Annotated in this window: 15 protein-coding genes; 6 read left to right on the forward strand and 9 right to left on the reverse strand. The window is 43.1% G+C overall.

What is annotated here, in order from left to right; all coding sequences use genetic code 11:
• Nucleotides 1–71: 71 nt before the first annotated feature.
• On the reverse strand, nt 72–812 hold the full coding sequence (locus AACS00_RS11730; RefSeq protein ID WP_110167528.1) for an SDR family oxidoreductase: 741 nt from the start codon (nt 810–812) through the stop codon (nt 72–74).
• Between the two features lie 218 nt (nt 813–1,030).
• Here AACS00_RS11730 and AACS00_RS11735 point away from each other — a divergent pair, with 218 nt between their 5' ends.
• Nucleotides 1,031–1,156: a hypothetical protein gene (locus tag AACS00_RS11735; protein ID WP_004395801.1), complete on the forward strand. Its 126-nt coding sequence runs from the start codon at nt 1,031–1,033 to the stop codon at nt 1,154–1,156.
• A gap of 71 nt (nt 1,157–1,227) precedes the next feature.
• On the opposite strand, the gene AACS00_RS11740 is transcribed toward AACS00_RS11735, so the two are convergent.
• From AACS00_RS11740 to AACS00_RS11760, 5 genes are all read right to left on the reverse strand, one after another.
• On the reverse strand, nt 1,228–2,511 hold the full coding sequence (locus AACS00_RS11740) for a TRAP transporter large permease (protein ID WP_072668728.1): 1,284 nt from the start codon (nt 2,509–2,511) through the stop codon (nt 1,228–1,230).
• A complete protein-coding gene (locus AACS00_RS11745; protein WP_181397573.1) occupies nt 2,508–2,996 on the reverse strand; it encodes a TRAP transporter small permease in 489 nt (162 codons plus the stop codon). Before AACS00_RS11745 ends, AACS00_RS11740 begins: the two co-directional genes overlap by 4 nt.
• A 154-nt stretch (nt 2,997–3,150) precedes the next feature.
• On the reverse strand, nt 3,151–4,164 hold the full coding sequence (gene dctP / locus AACS00_RS11750; protein WP_110167530.1) for a C4-dicarboxylate TRAP transporter substrate-binding protein: 1,014 nt from the start codon (nt 4,162–4,164) through the stop codon (nt 3,151–3,153).
• A gap of 322 nt (nt 4,165–4,486) precedes the next feature.
• Nucleotides 4,487–5,965, reverse strand: a complete 1,479-nt coding sequence (locus AACS00_RS11755; RefSeq protein WP_110167663.1) for an AGE family epimerase/isomerase — start codon at nt 5,963–5,965, stop codon at nt 4,487–4,489.
• A gap of 246 nt (nt 5,966–6,211) precedes the next feature.
• Nucleotides 6,212–6,925 (reverse strand): substrate-binding periplasmic protein, encoded by a 714-nt coding sequence (locus tag AACS00_RS11760; RefSeq protein ID WP_110167531.1) that lies wholly within the window; start codon nt 6,923–6,925, stop codon nt 6,212–6,214.
• A gap of 212 nt (nt 6,926–7,137) precedes the next feature.
• Between AACS00_RS11760 and AACS00_RS11765 the strand changes: the two genes are divergently transcribed.
• The 3 genes from AACS00_RS11765 (at nt 7,138) to AACS00_RS16760 (ending at nt 11,717) form a co-directional block, all read left to right on the forward strand.
• Entirely contained in the window at nt 7,138–7,716 is a 579-nt protein-coding gene (locus tag AACS00_RS11765; protein ID WP_110167532.1) for a class I SAM-dependent methyltransferase, read from the forward strand.
• 6 nt (nt 7,717–7,722) lie between these two features.
• Nucleotides 7,723–10,650 carry a DEAD/DEAH box helicase family protein gene (locus AACS00_RS11770; protein ID WP_110167533.1) on the forward strand — a complete coding sequence of 976 codons (2,928 nt, stop codon included), beginning with the start codon at nt 7,723–7,725 and terminating at the stop codon, nt 10,648–10,650.
• Between the two features lie 95 nt (nt 10,651–10,745).
• On the forward strand, nt 10,746–11,717 hold the full coding sequence (locus AACS00_RS16760; RefSeq protein WP_110167534.1) for a nuclease-related domain-containing protein: 972 nt from the start codon (nt 10,746–10,748) through the stop codon (nt 11,715–11,717).
• A 169-nt stretch (nt 11,718–11,886) separates the two neighbouring features.
• Here AACS00_RS16760 and AACS00_RS11780 read toward each other — a convergent pair whose 3' ends face one another.
• Together AACS00_RS11780 and AACS00_RS11785 are read right to left on the reverse strand one after the other, a co-directional pair.
• Nucleotides 11,887–13,677: a UvrD-helicase domain-containing protein gene (locus tag AACS00_RS11780; RefSeq protein ID WP_080538051.1), complete on the reverse strand. Its 1,791-nt coding sequence runs from the start codon at nt 13,675–13,677 to the stop codon at nt 11,887–11,889.
• Nucleotides 13,678–13,679: 2 nt separating this feature from the next.
• Nucleotides 13,680–15,890: an ATP-dependent nuclease gene (locus AACS00_RS11785; RefSeq protein ID WP_110167535.1), complete on the reverse strand. Its 2,211-nt coding sequence runs from the start codon at nt 15,888–15,890 to the stop codon at nt 13,680–13,682.
• Between the two features lie 402 nt (nt 15,891–16,292).
• Between AACS00_RS11785 and AACS00_RS11790 the strand changes: the two genes are divergently transcribed.
• Nucleotides 16,293–18,140, forward strand: coding sequence for a M3 family metallopeptidase (locus AACS00_RS11790; protein ID WP_110167536.1), 1,848 nt, complete (start codon nt 16,293–16,295; stop codon nt 18,138–18,140).
• A gap of 83 nt (nt 18,141–18,223) precedes the next feature.
• Here the strand turns inward: AACS00_RS11790 and AACS00_RS11795 are convergent, their stop codons facing one another.
• A complete protein-coding gene (locus AACS00_RS11795; protein WP_110167537.1) occupies nt 18,224–19,906 on the reverse strand; it encodes an SWIM zinc finger family protein in 1,683 nt (560 codons plus the stop codon).
• Nucleotides 19,907–20,141: 235 nt separating this feature from the next.
• Between AACS00_RS11795 and AACS00_RS11800 the strand changes: the two genes are divergently transcribed.
• Nucleotides 20,142–21,176: a helix-turn-helix domain-containing protein gene (locus tag AACS00_RS11800; RefSeq protein WP_258306863.1), complete on the forward strand. Its 1,035-nt coding sequence runs from the start codon at nt 20,142–20,144 to the stop codon at nt 21,174–21,176.
• Nucleotides 21,177–21,197: the final 21 nt, after the last annotated feature.

Consider the following 21,197-nt stretch of genomic DNA (forward strand, 5'->3'; position numbering starts at 1 on the left):
CAAAAGTCATCATGATGAAGAGACGTTGGTGATTAACCCAAGCCGCTTCACTATGTTAGTTCATGTATAAACTAGTTCATGTATAAGCCGCCATTGACAGAGAGCGTCTCACCAGTGATATAAGCCCCGCCATCTCCCGCAAGGAAAGAGACGGCTTTAGCGATCTCTTCTGGGGTCGCTAAACGCTGCATCGGGATCTGAGATTTAATAGACGCTAAGACCTCTTCTCGCATCTGCTCAACCATCGGCGTCGCGGTATAACCGGGCGCGACCGCATTGACCGTTACCCCACTACGCGCACCTTCTAAGGCTAACGCCTTGGTGAAACCGATCATCCCCGCTTTGGCCGCCGCGTAATTAACTTGGCCAAATTGGCCTTTTAAGCCATTTACCGAAGAGATATTAATGATTCGCCCTTGGCCTTTTCCACACATCGCCGAAAATAAGGGGCGAGTAACATTAAACACACTGTTCAGATTGGTGTTAATGACATCAAACCAATCCTCTGCGGACATTTTTTTCAATTGAGAATCGCGCGTAATACCAGCGTTATTGACCACCACATCGATGGAACCCTCTTCACTCAGTAGCTGAGTTAAACGTTCACTGCACTGCTCGGTATCAGTCACATCGAGCTCAAATAAACGCACTTGTTGCTCGGTAAATCCCTTCTCATTGAACCAATCGATAGCGCATTGATAATTTCCGGTGTAATACGTTGCAACCACTCGATAACCATCGGCAACCAGTTGTGAGCTGATCGCAGATCCGATGCCCCCTTTCGAGCCGGTAATTAACGCTACTTTTTTCATGCCTACACTCCCTTGCTAAGCCTAAGGTTCACCTGAGCTAATCTTGATGATGAATCACTGTCCACTTTTAACGTTTATTCAATAATTCGAACAGTTGTTTAACTTACTTAAAATAAAGCAACAACATGACATTGCAATTGTAAAAATCAACTTGTTGCATAAAATTGAAATGGATCTCGTTTTTACTGAAAAGCGAAGAAAAGGAAAAAACCACCATAATGAAAGATAAGATCGCGATCTGGATTTTTATCGACACGTTTAACGATAATACACAGTGGTCAGATGAGAAAAACAAAGAAAATAGACATAAAAAAGCCATCATGCCCAGTGGCTATGATGGCTAATTACAACTCGATGTTAAGAAGACGCCAACCTTACTGGCGGCCTATCGCATCACAAGTAAGGTGTTGTTTTATTAAATTGCATTCGGTAACCACATCACTAACGATTCTGAGAAGGTGAGCAGCATCAATACCGCCAATAGCGCAATCAAAAACGGAATTACCTCTTTCATAAACTCGATCATCCGAACTTTCAAAATGGAGCAAACGGTAAACATCATCGATCCAAACGGTGGGGTTATGCCACCAATCATGATATTAACAATGACGATCACGCCAAAGTGCACCGGATTGACTCCTGCATTCAGGACGGCAGGCAGCAATAATGGCGTCAAGATGATCATCGCCGCACCACCTTCAATAAACATCCCCACCACCAACAGCAATAAGTTAATCAGCAGTAGTAGCAACAGTTTATTATCGGTTAACTCAATCAAAGCACTAGCCACCGTCTGTGGAATACGCTCCAACGTCATGTAGTAGCCAAATACCATCGCCCCAATAATGATGAACATCACCGTACTGGTACCTTGTACGGTTTCGCGCAAAATCGCCGCAAAATGATGCGGTTTTAATTGACGATAAATGAACAAACCAATCAGGCTACACAGCATCACGGCAATCGCACCAGCTTCGGTGGGCGTAAACAAACCAAAACGCATGCCTAAAATAATCCCGAAAGGGATCAACAGCGCTGGTAAAGCTTGTAAAAAATAACGCCCGCGTTCGCCCCAAGACGCCGCTTTATCACGAGAAGGTGGATACCCCCGCCGACGAGCGATCCAAGCAACGGTAATCATCAGTGAGATAGCCATCAAAAAGGCAGGCACATAACCAGCCAAAAACATTTGGTGGACAGAAACGTTGGCCAGCAAGGCAAAGATGATCAAATTAATCCCAGGCGGAATAACCGGGCTAATACTCGAAGAAGCTGCGGTTAACGCCGCAGTAAAGGGTAAACCGTAGCCCCGTTTAGTCATCTCCGGTGCCAATATTTTCGATTGCATCGCCGCATCGGCATTGGCTGAACCGGAAACTCCGCCCATTAAGGTACTTAATGCCACGTTGACTTGCGCTAAACCACCGACTTTATGGCCAATCAACGCATCAGCGAACGCCAATAAGCTGCGACTAATACCGGAATAGTTCATTACCGACCCCACCATAATAAAGAATGGAATCGCCAGTAGTGGAAAAGAAGAAGCGGCAGAGATAAAGCGCTGCATCACCAAACTGACTGGAATGACATCATTAATAAAAATGAAATAAACCATGGCAGAAGCAATCAACGAAAAAGCAATCGGTACATTCAGTAAAAACAGTAGAAACAAAATACCGATCGGAAGATAACTGATCATGATGCTTTTTCCTCACATCCTGCCCAAGATTGACCGCGCATCTTGGCGATCTCTTGATAAAGAAAAATAAAACTGTGTAATAACATCAATCCAAATGACAGAACCAAAACACTGTTAATAGCAAAATAAGACATGCCCATGACTGGTGTTACCTTGTTCGATAACATGGTGTACTGATAACTTAAATGAGCCATGCCACCATTAACCGCAATCAAAAATAACAGAGAGAGAATTTTGAACGGCGATTGAAAACGCTCGGGTAATAAAATCACCAGAACGTCGACACCCATGTGCATGCGATGTTTGTAACATGAGCTAATGCCAAAATAGACCGCCCAAATAAAACAGACCACGGCAAGCTCTTCACTCCATGGCACAACAAACCCAAACCCGTAACGCAAAATAACATTGGCGACAACCATTAAAACGGTTACCGATATGGCCAGCGAAGCAAGCACTTCTTCTAAATAACGCCAAACTAAAATCACAACCTTCATTGGTGCTACTTCCTATCCAATGGCTTGAAAATAAAAACGCGTAACCAACAGATTCAAGGCTTATATTCAGCCTGTTCAGCCGGTTACGCGATACCCTTCTTCATCAATCACTGAGACGTTGGGCTATAACGTCGATCACTGCTTATTGTTGAGCGCGGATCTTCTCTAACTCAGCTTCAATCCGTGAGTAAATATCTGGGCTCCACGCTGGGAATTGGCTATAAACAGGCTGAGTCAGTTTGTTAAAGGCTTCACTGTTCACCTCATTAATAGTCACGCCGAGTTGTTGCAGTTTTTCGGCGTATTCAGCGTCTAAACGCACCAATTCAGTATTGTTCGATAAAGCGCCCTTCTCGAACTCTTCCATCACAATCGCTTGCTGCTCTGGGCTAAAACGTTCCCACACTTTAGGTGAAATATAGACCCCTACTGTACCGAGGAAATGCTTGGTTAAAGATAGATTTTTCGTCACTTCATACATTTTGTTCGAGTACATGGTCAAAATAGTCCCTTCTAGACCATCAACCACACCTTGTTGCACTCCGGCATAAGTCTCAGGGAAAGGCAGCGCTGCAGGCGCTCCGCCCATTGCTGATAACGTACTGATGAATAATTGGCTACCCGGAACACGAATACGCATGCCACGCATATCTTCTGGCTCAACGATTTCACGATTGGTCATCATGTGTCTAAAGCCAAAGATATAATCGGTATTTAAGACTTTAACGCCTTTATCAAGCATCTGCTGTTTAAGATCGCTCACCAAATCGGTTTGCATCATCGCCAAATACTCATCATAAGTTTGATACAGCATTGGCCCAGCTAGTGCGGTAAAATCAGGCACGTAATCACCGAGATAGGTCAAATCTTCAACCGCAATCCAGTTTGCACCATTGACCACCTGCTCAAGGTTATCTTTATAAACCGGTAACTGACCGCTCGGGAACACCTGAATGTTCACCCCGCCATCGGTCTTTTCACGGATAGAATCTGTTACTTTGATCAACTCTTGGGTGAGCAGTTCACTGGGTGCAAACACCAAACTAAGGTTGATATTAATTGGGCTAGGTGTGTCTGAGTCGGTGGCTTGTTTATCACCACAGCCGGTTAGCAAAAGCGCTGAAGAGATCAACGCAGCAGAGAGCAACTTTTTCATTATATTTGTCCTTCAATTACTTTATCTAAGCTGATTAACGTGGCAAACCAACGCCAACATTAAGCAACCGAGAAGTATCCATAAGGTGGATAAATCAGCTTATCCAAATAGTCGCCGTGATTATCCTATAAGGTTCAAACAGCCCAAATAGTTTGTTTATTATTTGTGACATATTTATTAAAAATGAGCATTTGAATACAAAAAATCAATCATAGGTAACTTTTTGCCCCTCGATATCACTCTAGCTGATAGAAAAGAAAAAAAATCACCACTTTCGCGCAGCGATTTACGCTCGAATAACAAATCTATCTTGGCCGAAACGTTAAGGATGAATATCAATAAATTGCACCTCTAGACGCGGTAAGCCATCTACGGACGTAAACCGTTGTTGCTTAACTTGCCCTTGGAAATAATAAGGTGCAAGTCGGCTCTGCTCTGTCGGTTCAAAAGCAAAATATAGCGTCGCGGCTTGCTGATTGAGCTGCTGCGCGGTCAAATACCCCACCAACGCATGCTCAAACTGATGGTAGCCATTGCCCCAATGAAACGCCTTGGTTGATTTCGGGTTAAGCCCTACACCACCGTAGTGCTCATCCACCCAAACCTGCATAAACGCTGGCGCGGTGTAGGCTAAAACCGGCTCTAGCTCCCCTTCAAGTAATGATAGGGTCATCGCCGCTTGATCCAGCTCTGCCCATTCCCATGAAGAAATACCATAACTCATCGGCCTATTACGCCAACTCGCCACTGGCTTACCTTGCCACTGACTTGCTAACGAATCAGGTAGTAACGGAGCAATATCTGACCAATTAGGCTGATATTGCGCTTGGCTAATGGTATTTAGTATCCCCTGCCTCGCTAGGCTTTGCCACTGAGAGTTTTGCAATACACTACCAGTGAGATAGGTCATCCAATACGCTTTAATGGTATGGCCAAAATCATTATGTTTAGCGCTTTGCGTCACCACTGCTGGATGATGTATTGCGCCATAAAAGCGCTGCTCTGGTTGATGATGATAGTGAGTTAACATCACCTCCGTTAACCAAGACAAATCTTGCAACCATTGACTACGATGCGGCTCAGGTAACAAGGGAGCCACCAGCAATAAATAACCATTGATTTGATCAAGCTGGGCAACCAATTCACGCTGCTGAGCGCTTTCACCATCGCCGTCTTTTAATACCCACGCTAACCCTTGATCATCGGCTAATCGATAATGGTCAAAAATAAACTGTTGCTGTTTAATTAGCACCGCTTCCAATTGCGGGTCACGGGTTAAATAGTAGAGCATCGCTAAACCTACCAAGGCATAGGCTTGATCTTGCGAGGTGCGCTGTTGCCATTCGAGCCCCGGCTTACCGTTTTCGGTAAAAGTGATAAAACCGCCGTTGTGCTTATCTTGCAAGTGATCAATTAAATATTTCGCACCGGCTTTGGCGAGCGCTAAAGCCTGCTGATCACCAGTTAAATGATACAGCACCGCATAAGCATAAGTTTGCCGCGATTTCATTCGTGTATAGTCGCGGCCAAAGTGTGGCGTTATCCAACCTTTGTTTAACTCCTGGCAAATTTGGTGGATATTCAGCAATTGGCCATTATCACAGCGAAAGGTAGGAAAGTTACCCACTGGTTGTCCGTGGGCGGCTTCCATCATCCAGTACGGTGCTAAGCCCTGCTGCGCATGGTTTAACCATGCCTCACCATCTGGAAAACTGGCCAACTTATCGGTTTGTGCCTGCGCTAAGGCACTGCATACCCCCAAACTCAGTAGCCACAGCGAGGGTTTTAGATTGTGTTTCATTTTGCTCTCGACGTCGTCTTGTTCATGAACCGCACTATACAAGAGAGCAAACGCGCATTTCGTTGAAAGGGTCACAGTTAACATGCAACTCATTGAGAAGTAAGGATTAGGAGATAAGTCTGAATTGAAAAGGCTAAACCGCCAATGTTCAAAATTTAAATAGGCAGTTCTGATTCAGAGCAGAACTGCCTAATACGATTATCACAAACCATTGTTAATGGTCATCGGTTACCAGCGAATTAAAACCTACTGACCAAGGATCTCAGCCAAACGACCATTGCTCTCTAATTGCTTAAGTCCATCATTAAATGCGGCAATAATCTCTGCCGCTTTTGGATGTTTACGAGACACAATTAAATGATAAGGCACGAATTTAATACTTTTGTCAAAATAAGCCACTTGGCTAAAACCAACACTGGCCGCCAAACCAGAGCCGACTAACCGCTCTTCCATTACACCATCCAAACGGCCTGCTTGCAGCTTACGAAAGTTGTTTTCAGGTTGGCTAATGCGCTCAATGGTGTAACCTGCATCTTCGCGGACAAAACCATAATCATAGGCCACCACGCCACCGAGCGTTTTACCTAATAAATCTTGCTCACTCTCCCAGCGCAGCGGTTTATCGGGATGATAAAAAACCACTGTACTCAAGGTTATCACCGGCTCGCTATAGTGAAAGCGCGCAGCACGATCTTGATTAAAACTGTACAAAAAAGTCCCATCCAGTTCAGCATTCTCAGCAGCATTGAGCCCCCTAGCCCAAGGAAGGTATTGGTAGTTCACCTGCCAGCCCGATAGAGCAAACGCTTCGCTCACCACCTGAGCAGCCGGCCCGCCACTAGCTAAGCTTTGTCCTTGATAAGGCTCCCATTCACCACTGGCAAGCGTAATGGTATTCGCCAAAGTCACACTCGCCCAAAACACCAATGAAGCAAGTACCGATTGCAGTATTAATTTCATATTCAGCTCCGAACTCACACGATTGAATCATAGTGTAAATCTAGTTCAGCTTGGTCTATTTACAAGCTTGTGAACCATGAGCCTAACATTGCTGATGCCGTATGAGAGCAGAAAAGAGAGGGCGATTTCGCAGATAGGGTCACACTTAACATGCAACTCATTGAGTGAGAAAGCGTAGACAGTTACAATCTGTTGGCAAATCAGGAGTGCTTATGTCTATTGACTTTTATAACCAACATGCCGCGCAGTTCTTTTCATCGACAGTGGACATCGATGCGTCGAGCTTACTTAAGCCATTTTTAGATTACCTACCAGATGGTGGGTACATCCTTGATGCCGGATGTGGTTCAGGTCGTGATAGTAAGTATTTGATTGAACTTGGTTATCAAGTGCAGGCTTTCGATGCCAGTCCCGCCCTCGCCGCATTAGCACAGACGCTGCTCAAACAACCCGTCACCGTTGCCACCTTTCTTGAATGGCAAACAGACCAACACTTTGACGGAATTTGGGCTTGCGCATCGCTGCTGCATGTTCCGCGCTCATTGCTCACCCAAACTTTTGCACACCTAGCCTCAATGCTCAAAACCGGAGGTGCTTTTTACTGCTCATTCAAATACGGACAAGATGAAGTCATGCGTGATGGCAGAAGCTTTACCAATTGTGATGAGTCATTACTTTCCGAACTATTAAGTGATGTGCCTCTGAACATCGAAAAGCTGTGGATTACTCAAGATCTGCGAGCCGGCAGAGAAACTGAACAATGGCTTAACGCTATATTACTAAAGGCATAATCCACCATGCCTAACGTAACGACTGGTCAACTGTATTCTGGGCATCGACTCTCTTCGGGTGGGGTAAACGATCCGCTCCTACCAAGGTTAATTCAAGCCATCAACCATGCCAGCGAAATCGAAATCTCGGTCTCCTTTATTCAACCGTCAGGTTTAGCACTACTGTTTGATCCTCTGTTCGATGCAATGCAAAGTGGCGCTAAGATAAAACTCCTCACCTCCGATTACTTAGCCATCACCCACCCCGTTGCCCTGCGCCGCCTGATGCTATTGGTTGAGCGAGGCGCGACCTGTCGCATCTTCCAATGTGGCAATGATAGCTTTCATATGAAGTCGTACATTTTTGTTCGCCAGCAACAAGGGGAAGTCGTCGAAGGCTGCGCATGGATAGGCTCGAACAATATCAGTCGCACCGCTTTGTTAAGTAGCCACGAATGGGCTTTGCGCCACGACTTTGAGTTACCCAAAGATTCACCAGCAGCGATTGAATTTACTCATATACGTCAACAGTTCAATACCATTTTCACCCACAATCAGAGTCAGCCATTAAGCCATCAATGGATTGATAATTACCTCTGCCGTTATCAACAAACACAGCAGCAGCGTACCATTGCTCAGTTGGTCACAGAGGATGAACAAGAAACCATCGACGTTCCAACACCAAACTCAATCCAAATTGAAGCTTTAGCCGCACTGGATGCCACTCGACAACAAGGTTATTCAAGGGGGTTAGTGGTGCTTGCGACAGGCATGGGAAAAACTTGGTTATCCGCCTTTGATGTGATGCAAATGCAAGCGAAAAACGTGTTGTTTGTTGCCCATCGAGAAGAGATCCTACTGCAAGCAGAAAAAACCTTTAGTCAGTTGATCCCCCATGCCAAAACTGGTCTCTACAATGGCTCGGTACAAGATGATCAAGCAACGCTATTGTTTGCCTCTGTCGCAACCTTAGGTAAGCAAAATCACCTACAACGTTTTGCCGTTGATCACTTTGATTACCTAATAGTGGATGAGTTTCATCATGCCGCAGCAAGAAGCTATCGTCAGTTGCTTGCCTATTTTCAGCCTAAATTTCTCCTCGGTTTAACGGCGACACCAGAGCGCTCTGATCAAGCTGATATTCTCTCTTTATGTGATGATAACTTAGTCTTCGAACGCAATTTAGTGCATGGCATTGATGATGAGATTCTCGCACCGTTTGATTATCACGGTCTCTACGATCAAGCGGTAAATTATCAAGAGATTCCATGGCGTAACGGTAAGTTTGATCCTAATACGCTTGATAATAAACTGGCTACATCGCGACGCGCTGAACATGTCTATCGTGAATGGCAAGCCAAAAAACAAACGCGAACCTTAGCCTTTTGTGTCTCGAAAAAACACGCGGATTTTATGGCGCAGTATTTTGTCGCCAAAGGCATTCATGCCGTTGCAGTGTACAGTGATTCAGCCGTTAGGCGTAATCAAGCGCTGCAATGGCTAGACCAAGGTAAAATTGAGATTATTTTCTCGGTCGACCTGTTTAATGAAGGCACAGATCTCCCCTCGATTGATACGATTTTAATGGCTCGTCCAACCGAATCAAAAATTCTCTTTCTACAGCAATTAGGTCGCGGCTTACGCCTTTCTCCCATTACCAACAAACGCAAACTTGTCGTGCTGGATTTTATTGGTAATCACGATTCATTTTTAAACCGCCCAGCAACCTTATTTAATGTCAAAACACTCAGAGAAGTGATAGGAAAATTACAAGCGAACGCGCCACTTGCCAAAGGTTGTCATGTTAATTTTGATATTGAGCTGATCAACTTTTGGCAACGTTTAGCCAAACGGCTACGCAATAATGTGCAAGATGATTATCAACAATTAGCACATCAATTAGCTCATCGCCCAACCGCCAGTGAGTTTTTCCATCATGGCTACCCGATGAAGAAAGTTCGCCAGCAAGCCATAAGCTGGTTTCATCTAGTCGCCAGCCAAGAAAATGATCCACACCTCAGCGAACTCGTCAGCCATTATGGTGATTTTCTCCTCCATGGCATTGAAAACACAGCGATGAGCAAATCGTTTAAAGCGATCTTGCTCGAAGCCTTACTGGAACTTGATGGTCTGCGCCAGCCACCAACACTCAGCGCGTTAGCCGAGCGAAGCCATCATGTGTTGTCACGTCGCCCACAGTTAATGGCGCAAGAGCTCACCGAAAGTGCCAAGCAGTTTCAAGCCAGCGATCAAGGCTGGTTAAAATATTGGCTAGCAAATCCAATCAAAGCTTTTACCAAGCCCAATAATAAATCGGCTCCTTGGTTTACAATTAACGATCAAAAATTTGTCGCTACCTTCGCGATAAAAGATCAGCATATCGAGTTATTACACGATGCCATGCAAGAATTGGTTGATTTACGCTTGGCTGAATATGCCCAGCGACCACAGCAACAACAGCCATCGAATCAGCCAGACATTGAACACTCACCTTCAGCCCAAGTGCTCGAGTTTGCCAAACAAAGTGATCCGCAAGGGACGATGCTGCCTTTTTACCCTGAACTTAAAATTGCTTGCGGCCATTTTAAACGCGGCTCTCATGAAGCGGTTCAATATCACTGTGTTGCCGATGGCTATGGCAAGTTAGACCCTACTCGCCATTTTGTTGCCCCCGCAGCGGGAAACTCTATGAATGGCGGCAAAAATCCGATTCAAGACGGGGATCTGTTATTACTTGAATGGGTGACACCAAGTAGCGCGGGTTCCATTTCTAACTTAACAATGGCAATCGAAACCCAAGATGAGACCGGTGATAACCACTATTTGCTGCGGGTAGTACGCAAAATCGCACCGAATCAATACCAACTGCAAGCGCAAAACCCAAGTTATCCAGATATGCCAGCAACCGATAAAATGAAGACCTTTGCTCGGTTGAAGGCGGTATTGAAGACTTAAACTGTCAGCGATCACAAACTAGATACTGGGTTATTGCGGTTATTCCAATATTTAAAATGTGCGTGGTAGCATATAAAGAAAAAGGCTAGGCATTGATGATCGTTAAAGAAAAAGTATTTGTTAAAACCAAAAACTTCAGGCAAGAATTAGGCGATCAAGTAGAAAATAATGTGGCTTTCTACTTAAAGCGTCATTTCTCAGAAATTAATAACATCCTTGTTTATAATGACTTGCGTATAGAGCACAAAGGTGAAATAGCACAAATTGATCATCTTATCGTTTATAAGAAAGGATTTATTATTATTGAATCAAAGTCAATAAAAGGAACCGTCAAAGTTAATAAGCAACTTGAATGGCAAAGAACGGTTCGAGGTAAGTGGATCGGTATGCCCTCGCCAATTACTCAGGCAGAGATACAAACTAAACTGTTAAAAGCGCTATTGAATGATAATGCAGATCAAATACTAGAAAAATTATTCATGATACAAGGCTATTTCAGTGGTAGATGCTGGGATACTCTCTGCGCTGCATCTAATGATGCAATTATAGATAGGGATAACATGCCATCAAAAATATCACCATTAATTGTAAAATCAGATCAAGTACCCAACCGCGTTAAAGAAATTATTGCCATTAGATCGAATATCCTTAAGCCAAACCCATCTTTTAGTGACAATGAATTTAACAATATAAAATACTTTCTAATCGCTGCCCATAAACCTCATTCAAAAGCAATAGCTAATACGGAAAACAGCAGTATTATTGAACCATCCCAGGAGTTAGATAGATCAGACAGTAAGTTAATTAAATCAAACTCGTGGTTCCTTTGTAAAAATTGTTCTAGCTCAAGCACCTCACCCAAATATGGTAAATTTGGTTATTATGTTACTTGTAATGACTGCAATACAAACACATCCATGAATCAAGTTTGCTCAAGTTGTGGAAACAAGAAGACGCATGTATCAAAAAATAAAAAAGTCTATACTGTTAGTTGCGATTGCGGTAATAAAGTCGAATTTGAATATCAGGCATTAGAAAATAAAAATAACCTAGATCTAAGTATATAGTACTTTTTATCTAACACGCTTTTGGACAGAAATAACTTAGAGTAATTACTTAATTTAGCAGTTACTGAATTAGTTCCAGTATTGATGAAAACACCAATAAATAGATTGCGAGTTAGATATTGCCCTATCTGTCTAGAGCTAGGGCAATATCTAGTTTTAATGCGATAAATTAATCGTATTTGTAGGCTAAGTTGCACAGGACTTCTGTAGGCTGACGCTCGCTTCTATATCGACCAGAGCCAAACATTCTTCCTTTTTCAGAAATAAGGTGCAGATTTTTTCTAGCTCTAGAACCTATCACGTATAGCAGTTTCTTTGAACTTTCAACGGAAGAATCATTGAAATTTGGCACTAAACCTTGTAGCAGACCAAAAGAGATGACGACATCATATTCACCACCTTTCACCCCATGTATCGTTGACACTTTAATACCAGTTCTAGGTTTAAATGCTCTGCGAAATGCCTCTATATCTGTAGCAAATAGAGCACTTTCGTCCCTCAGACGTTCAATTCGATTTTGTGTACTGTTAAAGAATGAATCATGATGTTCCTTTAACATTGGATATAACGCAAAGTCTATTCCCAGAACATGTAGTAATTCATCAAAAAATGAACGTAGATAAGTCAAACCATCGTCTTCATCTATTGAAATAGAGTTGATGGTTTTAAGTAGCTGTTTTGAGGTTATCGAGTTGACATCTACCTGCGCAAGTTCCATGTCAAATAAGATATCAGATGCCCACCGAAGACGCTTAACATACATGTTAGGTGATGGCTCTGTTAGAATGATTTGAGTCAGTTTAAACCAAAAGTTATCAATATCTCTTGAGAATGGAACTAGACCCGGACCATCAAAGCTATATTGTGGTAATCGGTTTACTAAGTTACGGGTTAGCGCAGCCAAGTGCATCCACCAAGGTGCTATAACACAAATCTCTTTTTCCAAGATACCCAAATTCTCAACACTATGCTCAATATGCCTACTAACTTGCTCAACTAAATAATCCTTATGAGTAACCTGATCATAAGTAATAACACTCAGATGGTCTTTATGCTTGCCTTCAGCAACAGTTGCGCTAGGAATAACATTATAATTGCTGTAGTAATCAATAATCCTGCTTGAGCTTCTATAATTCTTATCTAAAGCCATTGGCGTAAATGATACTTCGGTTATTTGCTCAAGTTCCTGTTGTGTTATTGCGTACCCCCCGAGTGAGCCGTAAATAGCTTGATTTGGGTCTCCAACAATGAACATTTTTACACCACCTCGGCTAGCTTTTATAACGCTAGCAACAATTGAATACTGTATCTCTTTGGTATCTTGGTACTCATCAATAAGAACATACGAGAATAGATTAGCTATTATCTTAGCGATCGCTGAATTACTGGACAGTATCTCATAAGAAAAATATAGAATCTGCTCAAAATCGATCTGACTTTTTTCTTCAAGGTGAAGGTGATAGTCACCTAATACCTGCCTAACTAGTGAAGTTTTATTTCCTGCGCAAGTCAGCTCTAAGCCCCTTGATGTGTAGTAATGACTACACTCTCCATAACGAATACGTTCGGTACGTATGTTAGAACATATTCGGGAAATTATTTCTTCAGAGTCATAAGAGTTGATTATTTTAAATCCGTGCTTCAGCTTGTCATGGTATAGACTGTATGGCTTCAATATCCACTCTAAACAAAATGCGTGAATTGTACCTATCCACAGTTGTGATGTATCTACACCAAGAGTTTCAATGCGCTCACGTATCTCATCGGCAGCTCTATGCGTATAAGTAATAGCAACAACCCATTTGTTGATGGTGTCTAATCTCGAAAGCTCAAGAGCAATTTTGTAGGTAAGAGTCCGAGTTTTACCACTTCCCGGACATGCTACCAAAAACACATTATTCGGCTCACTAATCGCAGCTACTTGCTCATCGTTTAAGTCTTCCTCATCCCACACAAACATGATCAGATCCTTGCTAAAATGTCATTATTTTCAGTAGGTAGGTCGTTCATCAGTTGAGCTTTTAGAGCATTTATATCGCCACCTAATGGATTAAAAGCTGCCCATTTAGGAGTAAATGTCGCTAGGCCACTTTCATATGGGGCCAAGTATGCTTCCCACTCTTGTTTTAGGCTAACGTTGCCTTCTTTATCATAAAAATCAATTGTGTCTCGACCATATTTGACATGTTCAATAACTGATTCGTAACGGTGCTTGAGTATTTTGAAAGTGATTTCTGCATTGAAGTCACCATGCGCAAACTTGATAGCATCGAAAATGTACTCAGGAATAGCTACTTTAAAGTCAATCACTTTACTAAGCGTAAGGGCAAACCAACCTTTACCTTGATAGTTCGCCATAGTTAATGCTCTTGAACCTGAGATAGCAATATCAGTAGAAGATAGCTCCGTTGTAGCAGTATTCACAGTAGCTTGTTGAGTGTACACATCTCTGACAATTCTCTTGAGGTAATCGCAGTTGGATGATTGTATGAAATCAACCTCAAAAGTATGTTTTGCATAAAAAATCGAAATCCAAGGGTTATTTTGGCAGAAGTCATCAAGCCTTCCTTTACGAGCAAAGCCAGTTTCTTTAGAGCCGAGGGCTTTCTCTTTCTTCTTTTTATCTGCGTCACTATCTGTAGGATAAATCGTAGTATCAAAGAAGGTTTCATCTAGGTCTGTGATAATACTGCAACGTTTTTTGATTCTTTCATTGTCAAATAACATTGCAATATTCTCGAAGCCAGTGCTCCGAATATTAACTAAACTGATACCAATTTCGTCTAAACTTAAACCTAGAACCTTTTTCAGCAGAATAGGAATAAGAATCTCTTCAGCATCACCCTCAACTAGCACGACACTTCGTGCGAATAGTAAGTTGCTTCGTATCGCATCTAGATATCGTTGTACAAAGCCAATTTGTTCATCACAAAGTCCCGATGACGGCTGAAATACCTCACAAACACCATTGACAAGACCAATGATGTTCATATTGTTGATATTACTTACTTCTGAAATATGTGAAGAGTGGGTTGAATAGATAATTTGAGTGTTTTCGTAGTTAATGTTGTCGAAAAGCGACTTTTGAATATGAGTATGTATGTGTGCTTCAGGTTCTTCAATCAACAAGAAATTTGCAATTGATTGGTTAGCCTTTTGGTACTTGAACTCTAGTAGCTTCAATGTGAGATACAGCAGGTTTGCACCGCCTAAGCTCATTTCATGGATAGCACCTTCATAACCATCACTAGACTCAGAGACAAAAAGCTTTAATGACTGGAAAAGTTGGTCTGACTCATCAGTCAAACTTGATCGAATAGAGATTGAATTTGGAGAATATGTATCGCCGACCGTATCTCCTACCGTAGTTACAATATCATCACGAATTGCACAGATGTCAGGTAGCCCTTCAATTTCATTGTTCAGTGTTCCAATCAGATCTGCAATAGGTTGGAAATCAGACTGAGTAATATCACCCGATTTACTTTTTAGTAGAGTGAGCAGAGGATTGGTTCTATTACTATTAAAGTCCGATACTACATCTCTTAGTGCCTTGATGAAGGTAAACGAAACTTCATTGGGCATATTAAGGATATTTGGTAAGCGTATACCAATAGCTGGGTTATTTAACGCAGTAGGAAAATCTACCCTTTCAAAGTCACCAACTATACTCTTGTAGACACTGGGATCATTAAAATTAGCGACACTTTTTCCTGTTAGGACCGTTTCATAGTCATCGATAGTTATACTACCCAAGTAGCTTTCTAATGCGGCTAGATCCCCTGTTGGGAGTTGTGCTAAAGCCTGTCTAACGTATGCCTTAGGCCTAAAAATAAGATTGTACGTTGCTCTAGAGACAACTTCATCTTCCGCATTTCCAACACCATGGAGGAATAAAGACTGACTGGCTTCATCACCCGCAATATCATCAAACTCAAGACTAATGATAATCCAATGACCACGCCAGTCGCCAAGTGCTCTACAAAAATCGCCTTCTGCCAATTTCGTCGCGAAACGAGGCATTGAGCTATCAAGCAACAATCTCATCGCTCGGAATAAGTTAGTCTTACCAGATCCGTTCTCACCAATTATTGTGTTTATTCCCTTATTAAACAGAAGCTTAACGTTATTAAAGTTCCTATAGTTGACTAGGGATAGTTTGGTGATGTGCATATGGCCTCTATAATCAATTTATACTCAAATGATTTTATATTATCGAGGTCCTATTTAAAACAAAATCAGCATGTTAGATTTCAATAGTAACGAACTTGTCATAAGGTTCATATTGCAGGTACTCTTCGTACATTGCCCTAGCTAAGGTTGTAGTGGATCGGTAAATTTGGTCACATAGATAGATTAGAAAAAATAAGTCATATGAAGCCTTGGTGATGTATGTGTTGAATCGGTCGAAACACGGAATGGGGCAAAAGCTTGTTTGCTCTCCCCCATCCCCCTGTAAATACCCAGTACATTTACCTTTACGCAGTGGCCATAAACCATAGCTGGGGTTACATCGCTCGTTTGTGCTGGGCGTGAGATAATCTTCGATTAACTCAACCATTTTTAAGAATAAAAATGACTGCCAGTGCTTACCTTAACCAACTCAACCAAGATTACTTGGCCATTCACCGCCGCAAAGAAGATTACTTTTGGCAAACCTACATGGGCATTAGTGATGATCAAGCGGGGGCAACCAAAGCCCAAACCGAGTGGACTCACTTTCTCTCACAAGGGTCAAGAATAGAAGAAATCCGCCAACAGATCGCCGCGGCAGAAAACATCGGCGATAACGAGCAACGAGAACAAACCCTGCAAGGGCTGAATGGCTGGTTAGCCATGTTCCAAGCCCATGCGATAGAATCTCGCCAAGCTCAGCAACTGAAAAACGAGCTGATCGAGTTCGAAGCTGAGCTATTTCGCAAAAAGCAGCAACATGTGCTGACTTACACAAACGAACACGGTGAGGCGATTGAAGCCAGTTTACCGGTGCTCAGTTCAACCATTCGTGCCAATAATCTTGAGTCCGTACGTCAATCAGCCCATCAATCGCTGCTAGCACTCGAGCAATGGTTGCTTGAACAAGGCTTTTTGCAATTAGTACAAAAACGTAACGCCTTTGCGCGCGCCATGGGTTATGCCAATTACTTTGACTATTCGGTACAAAAGACCGAAAAAATGAGCAGCGAAGCGCTGTTTACCATTTTGGATGATTTCGAGCAGCGTACCCGTCAACGCCATCAAGAGAGCTTAAGCACACAGGTTGCCGAGCAAGGGGAAGAATGCCTCAAAGGGCACAATTTTGTTTTCTCGTTTGCTGGCGATGTGATGCGAGAACTCGACCCTTATGTGCCGTTTTCGCAATCCTTACGCCGTTGGGTAGAATCCTTTGGCCGCTTACATATCAACTATTCAGAGGCTGAGCTGACTTTAGATTTGCTGGATCGCAAAGGAAAATACCCCAATGGTTTTTGTCATGGCCCGCTCCCCTCTTTTTACCATCAAGGACAATGGGTTGCGGCTAAAGTCAACTTTACCTCCAATGCCAAACCTGACCAAATCGGCAGTGGCTATGATGGTATCAATACCCTGTTTCATGAAGGTGGCCATGCGGCGCATTTCGCCAATGTGAAGCTCAATGCCCCTTGCTTCTCACAAGAGTTTGCGCCAACCTCCATGGCCTACGCTGAAACGCAATCGATGTTTTGCGATAGCCTACTCAACGACGCCGATTGGCTAAAACGCTATGCCTTGGATAGCAAGGGCAACCCGGTTCCTGATCGTGTCATTCAAGCGATGGTGAATAACCGCCAGCCATTCAAAGCGTATCAAGAACGAAGCATTCTGCTGGTGCCTTATTTTGAACGCGCCTTGTACCAATTGAGCGATGAGCAGTTAACCGCTGAACAGGTGACGGCTTTAGCCCGTGAAACCGAGCAGCGTATTCTTGGCCTTGAGTCGAGCCCTCGTCCGCTGTTGGCGATCCCGCACCTATTATCCGATGAATCAGCCTGCGCTTACCAAGGTTACTTATTGGCTCATATGGCGGTGTACCAAACGCGGGCTTACTTTATGGAAAAGTTTGGCTACCTAACAGATAACCCACAGATTGGCCCATTGCTCGCTAAGCATTATTGGCACAAAGGTAACCAAGTCTCACATTCTGAATCGATCCAAAGTCTTACTGGTGAAGGCTTTAATGCTAAATATCTGGCCGATGTCTGTAACCTTTCTGCCGAGCAAGCTTGGCAACAAGAGCTACAAAAAATCGCGGCGATGCAGAGCCGTCAACCGAGCAGCCCTGCGCCACTGAATGCGAAAATCACCATCGTCGATGGAGAGCAAGTGATTGCGTCTAATGCGGTGTCTGATGACCAGATGTGCCAACAGTTTGAAGATTACATTATGCAGACTTACGGCTGTTAACGGCTCTATCCCCTGACGACTTGAGCAGCGGTGATCTTTATTGCCAGCAACCTCAAGTGGTTTGGGGATAGAAAACCCATAGCTTAAACCTGCTTCGGATAGTGCTTTTTCAATAAGCTGTGCATATTACGCTTACGTTTGTAGGTTTCCGCCAGTGATGTTATCGCGAGATAAAAATCAGCGAGTGCGGCTGGGTGTTTAGCCAATAAGCGCTCGACGCGTTGTAAATGGTGAATTGCCTCTTGATAACCTTGGTTACTGGTGCGGTCAATACACACGCGAGCAACACGAAGGTAGTAATCCAAAGTATGTTTGGGTTTGTCCGCTACGATTTCATCGGCCAGTGTTAGTAATACATGGCTATCGGTTGGCCGAGTAGCGACCCAATCACACGCTTTTTCCCACGCTTGTTGCTCAATATAAAACTCAACTAAGGCGCTATTGTGGTGGCTAACAAACCCGCGAGCATCGGCAGGTTGGTAGTTATTGATCAATACCTGTTCGATACGAGTTAAAAACTCTGCATCCTCAATCTGGTGTGTCACTTTAAAAGCGCTCAACTCTTGGTAGCCTTGAAAAGTCGGAGCGTCTGTAAACAAACGATTAGCCAAACTCCACGCCTTCACAACTTCGCCCAAGCTAATATAGAGGTTGACTTGCAGTTGCTCGCATTGTTGCATCTCAATATGGTTAGCTTGTTTTTTCGCTTTGGCTAACCAAAATTCGGCTTGAAGTGGTTCCTGATGCTCAAGATAGAGTTGCACGATTTCCAGAAAATCGTCGCAGCGCCACGCGATTTTTTGCTTAATAGCGATATGCTCATGCCAATCACTGGCGGTGCTTAGCAGTGGTATCGCCCATGTTTTCAGGTTCCATGCGTTATCACGGTTAAGTGGGGTTTTCTCAATCGCGGTTTTGCACAATTCAAGAAATGTCTGATTACTGCGCCAAACGGGCTCGAAGTGAGTGTCAATCGTTGGATAAACATCAAACTCATAGTGAGTCATGCGCTCAAACATCCACTGCGCTTTTTCCGCTTCACTCCAATCCAACTGATTGAGGATTAACGGCATTTGAACATTGATCAGCGCTTCAACCCCAAACCGTTCTCCGTTCGAATCATCAATCTGCTCTAACACGAGATTTAAACGGGTCACTATGTAGTGAATTAATTTCCACTGCTGATCCGCTTTCAGTTCTTTCGCGGCTTCACAGATCAGTTCGAGTTGATCTTCTGCGTAAGAGAAGTAGTCGCCAACTTCACGCCAATTCCAAATCGGTTCACGGGGTAGCGCTTGGGTCACCATTTTTTTCAAATCGTTATAACTGACGCTCCGTTCAGTGAGCTGTATTTTTGCTATTAGCGTTTTCCAAGCGGATTCATCTTGTTCGAGGTAATCGAGTAGCTTCTCTAAGATTGCCTCTTCCCCTAATGTTTTTAGGTGATTGCGGATCCGCTCGCGTTCATCATCTTGATCAATGGGCGAATCGCTAAGTAAGCAAAACGCAACGGCAGCACCATGTTTACACATCTCTTGGTATTCAGCGGCTGGGCAAGTGCAGTAGCTTGATAATGTTTGACCACCATTGAGTTGCACACGATAAAGCTGAGAGCCTTTTACTTCGGCATTGGCGGTATGACCATTAACGGTCAATTTACGCACCGCTCCACTGTTCGCGAGCTGCATGCCTTTTTGTAATGAGCTCGGTTCGCACAGGGCAAACAGAGCAGTAAAATCAAAGAAAGAAGAGGAATTATTAGGCATAAGCAGATCCGTTTTCGCTATCGTCGGCCTTGTCTGATCAAGACGTTGCTAGAGGTTTCACGCACTTTGCCTGTTTTGGATTGGAGCTTCAAGTCAAACATCGTGATAATGAACAAAACGGTGGCTCGTTTAACTTCATAACTGGTTTGCAATTAAATGGTTTATTTAGGAATTTCACTGAGCGATAATCTCGCACATAGGCTGCTCATATAATCAGCCTGATGATGAATATAAAATGGAATTTTTAATGCTTGCCATCCCTCTTCCCTTTATAGCATCTTTGCTATTTATCATTACCGCCTTATTCATGCGTCCCAAACGTAATTGGCTAAAGTCTGGAGTATTTTGGTTCAGTATACTCTGCTCTACGATGACCGCCGTCGTCGGATTAAGGTGGACATTTGATATTGCTTTATTACGCTGCATTCAACCTATTCTAGGTGCGATGTTGCCTGTCGCAGCCTGGCTTTGCTTTTCTAAAACTCAGCACGCAAAGACTAAATATCTCCACTGGCTTGGTCCTATTATTGTCGCAATTGCTTCTACCAATCCATCACGAGTTTGGTTAGTCACTATTGATATTGTTTTGATTTTTCTTTATTTAGCCTACGGACTCTTACTCATAAAAGAATCATTAAAAATACCAACCCATGTCCGCCTTAATCAAATTACCACGGTTTTATTTGCTCAAAGAGCAGCAGGACTCTTGTTACTAATGTCAGCTCTGATTGATGGGATGATCAGTTATGATTTAATTCGTAACAGTGCTGAGCACATCAATCTTATTTTATCCTCTAGTTATATAGTCCTGATCGCAGGAATCGTCACAACGGTAACTATCGCTAGTCAGCATACTGTGGTTGAGCCAACAAATAACGTGATAACACAGCCCCCACTAACGGAAATAAAATCTTCATCTTTATCAATGAGTAAGCAAGAAGCAACACAGATTTGTGACAAGCTCAGCCACTTACTCACAGAAAAAGAACTGTATAAGGATGTTGATTTAACTCTAGCGAAGCTCTCAAAGTGGCTCGGAGTGCCAGCGAAGCCACTTTCTCAAGCAATCAATCAGGTGTACGGAGAAAATATTTCCAGAGTGATCAATTCATTTAGAATAGAGCATGCTAAATCACTGCTCTTAACCAGTAATATGTCGATCACCGAAGTTTATTTAGCGTCAGGGTTTCAAACTAAATCCAATTTCCATCGTGAGTTTTCACGTATCACGGGGCAAACACCCAGTGGCTACCGAAACTCATCATCATAATGCTATCAAGCCCTTCCTAAA

The sequence above is a fragment of the Vibrio sp. 11986-1-5 genome (genome assembly GCF_963878025.1).
In the GTDB taxonomy this organism is placed as follows: Bacteria; Pseudomonadota; Gammaproteobacteria; order Enterobacterales; family Vibrionaceae; genus Vibrio; species Vibrio injensis.

Excerpts from the sequence above, each read along its gene's own strand:
- AACS00_RS11730 (WP_110167528.1), bottom strand. The coding sequence starts at position 812 with ATGAAAAAAGTAGCGTTAATTACCGGCTCGAAAGGGGGCATCGGATCT.
- AACS00_RS11735 (WP_004395801.1), top strand. The coding sequence starts at position 1,031 with ATGAAAGATAAGATCGCGATCTGGATTTTTATCGACACGTTTAACGAT.
- AACS00_RS11740 (WP_072668728.1), bottom strand. The coding sequence starts at position 2,511 with ATGATCAGTTATCTTCCGATCGGTATTTTGTTTCTACTGTTTTTACTG.
- dctP (WP_110167530.1), bottom strand. The coding sequence starts at position 4,164 with ATGAAAAAGTTGCTCTCTGCTGCGTTGATCTCTTCAGCGCTTTTGCTA.
- AACS00_RS11755 (WP_110167663.1), bottom strand. The coding sequence starts at position 5,965 with ATGAAACACAATCTAAAACCCTCGCTGTGGCTACTGAGTTTGGGGGTA.
- AACS00_RS11760 (WP_110167531.1), bottom strand. The coding sequence starts at position 6,925 with ATGAAATTAATACTGCAATCGGTACTTGCTTCATTGGTGTTTTGGGCG.
- AACS00_RS11765 (WP_110167532.1), top strand. The coding sequence starts at position 7,138 with ATGTCTATTGACTTTTATAACCAACATGCCGCGCAGTTCTTTTCATCG.
- AACS00_RS11770 (WP_110167533.1), top strand. The coding sequence starts at position 7,723 with ATGCCTAACGTAACGACTGGTCAACTGTATTCTGGGCATCGACTCTCT.
- AACS00_RS16760 (WP_110167534.1), top strand. The coding sequence starts at position 10,746 with ATGATCGTTAAAGAAAAAGTATTTGTTAAAACCAAAAACTTCAGGCAA.
- AACS00_RS11780 (WP_080538051.1), bottom strand. The coding sequence starts at position 13,677 with ATGTTTGTGTGGGATGAGGAAGACTTAAACGATGAGCAAGTAGCTGCG.
- AACS00_RS11785 (WP_110167535.1), bottom strand. The coding sequence starts at position 15,890 with ATGCACATCACCAAACTATCCCTAGTCAACTATAGGAACTTTAATAAC.
- AACS00_RS11790 (WP_110167536.1), top strand. The coding sequence starts at position 16,293 with ATGACTGCCAGTGCTTACCTTAACCAACTCAACCAAGATTACTTGGCC.
- AACS00_RS11795 (WP_110167537.1), bottom strand. The coding sequence starts at position 19,906 with ATGCCTAATAATTCCTCTTCTTTCTTTGATTTTACTGCTCTGTTTGCC.
- AACS00_RS11800 (WP_258306863.1), top strand. The coding sequence starts at position 20,142 with ATGGAATTTTTAATGCTTGCCATCCCTCTTCCCTTTATAGCATCTTTG.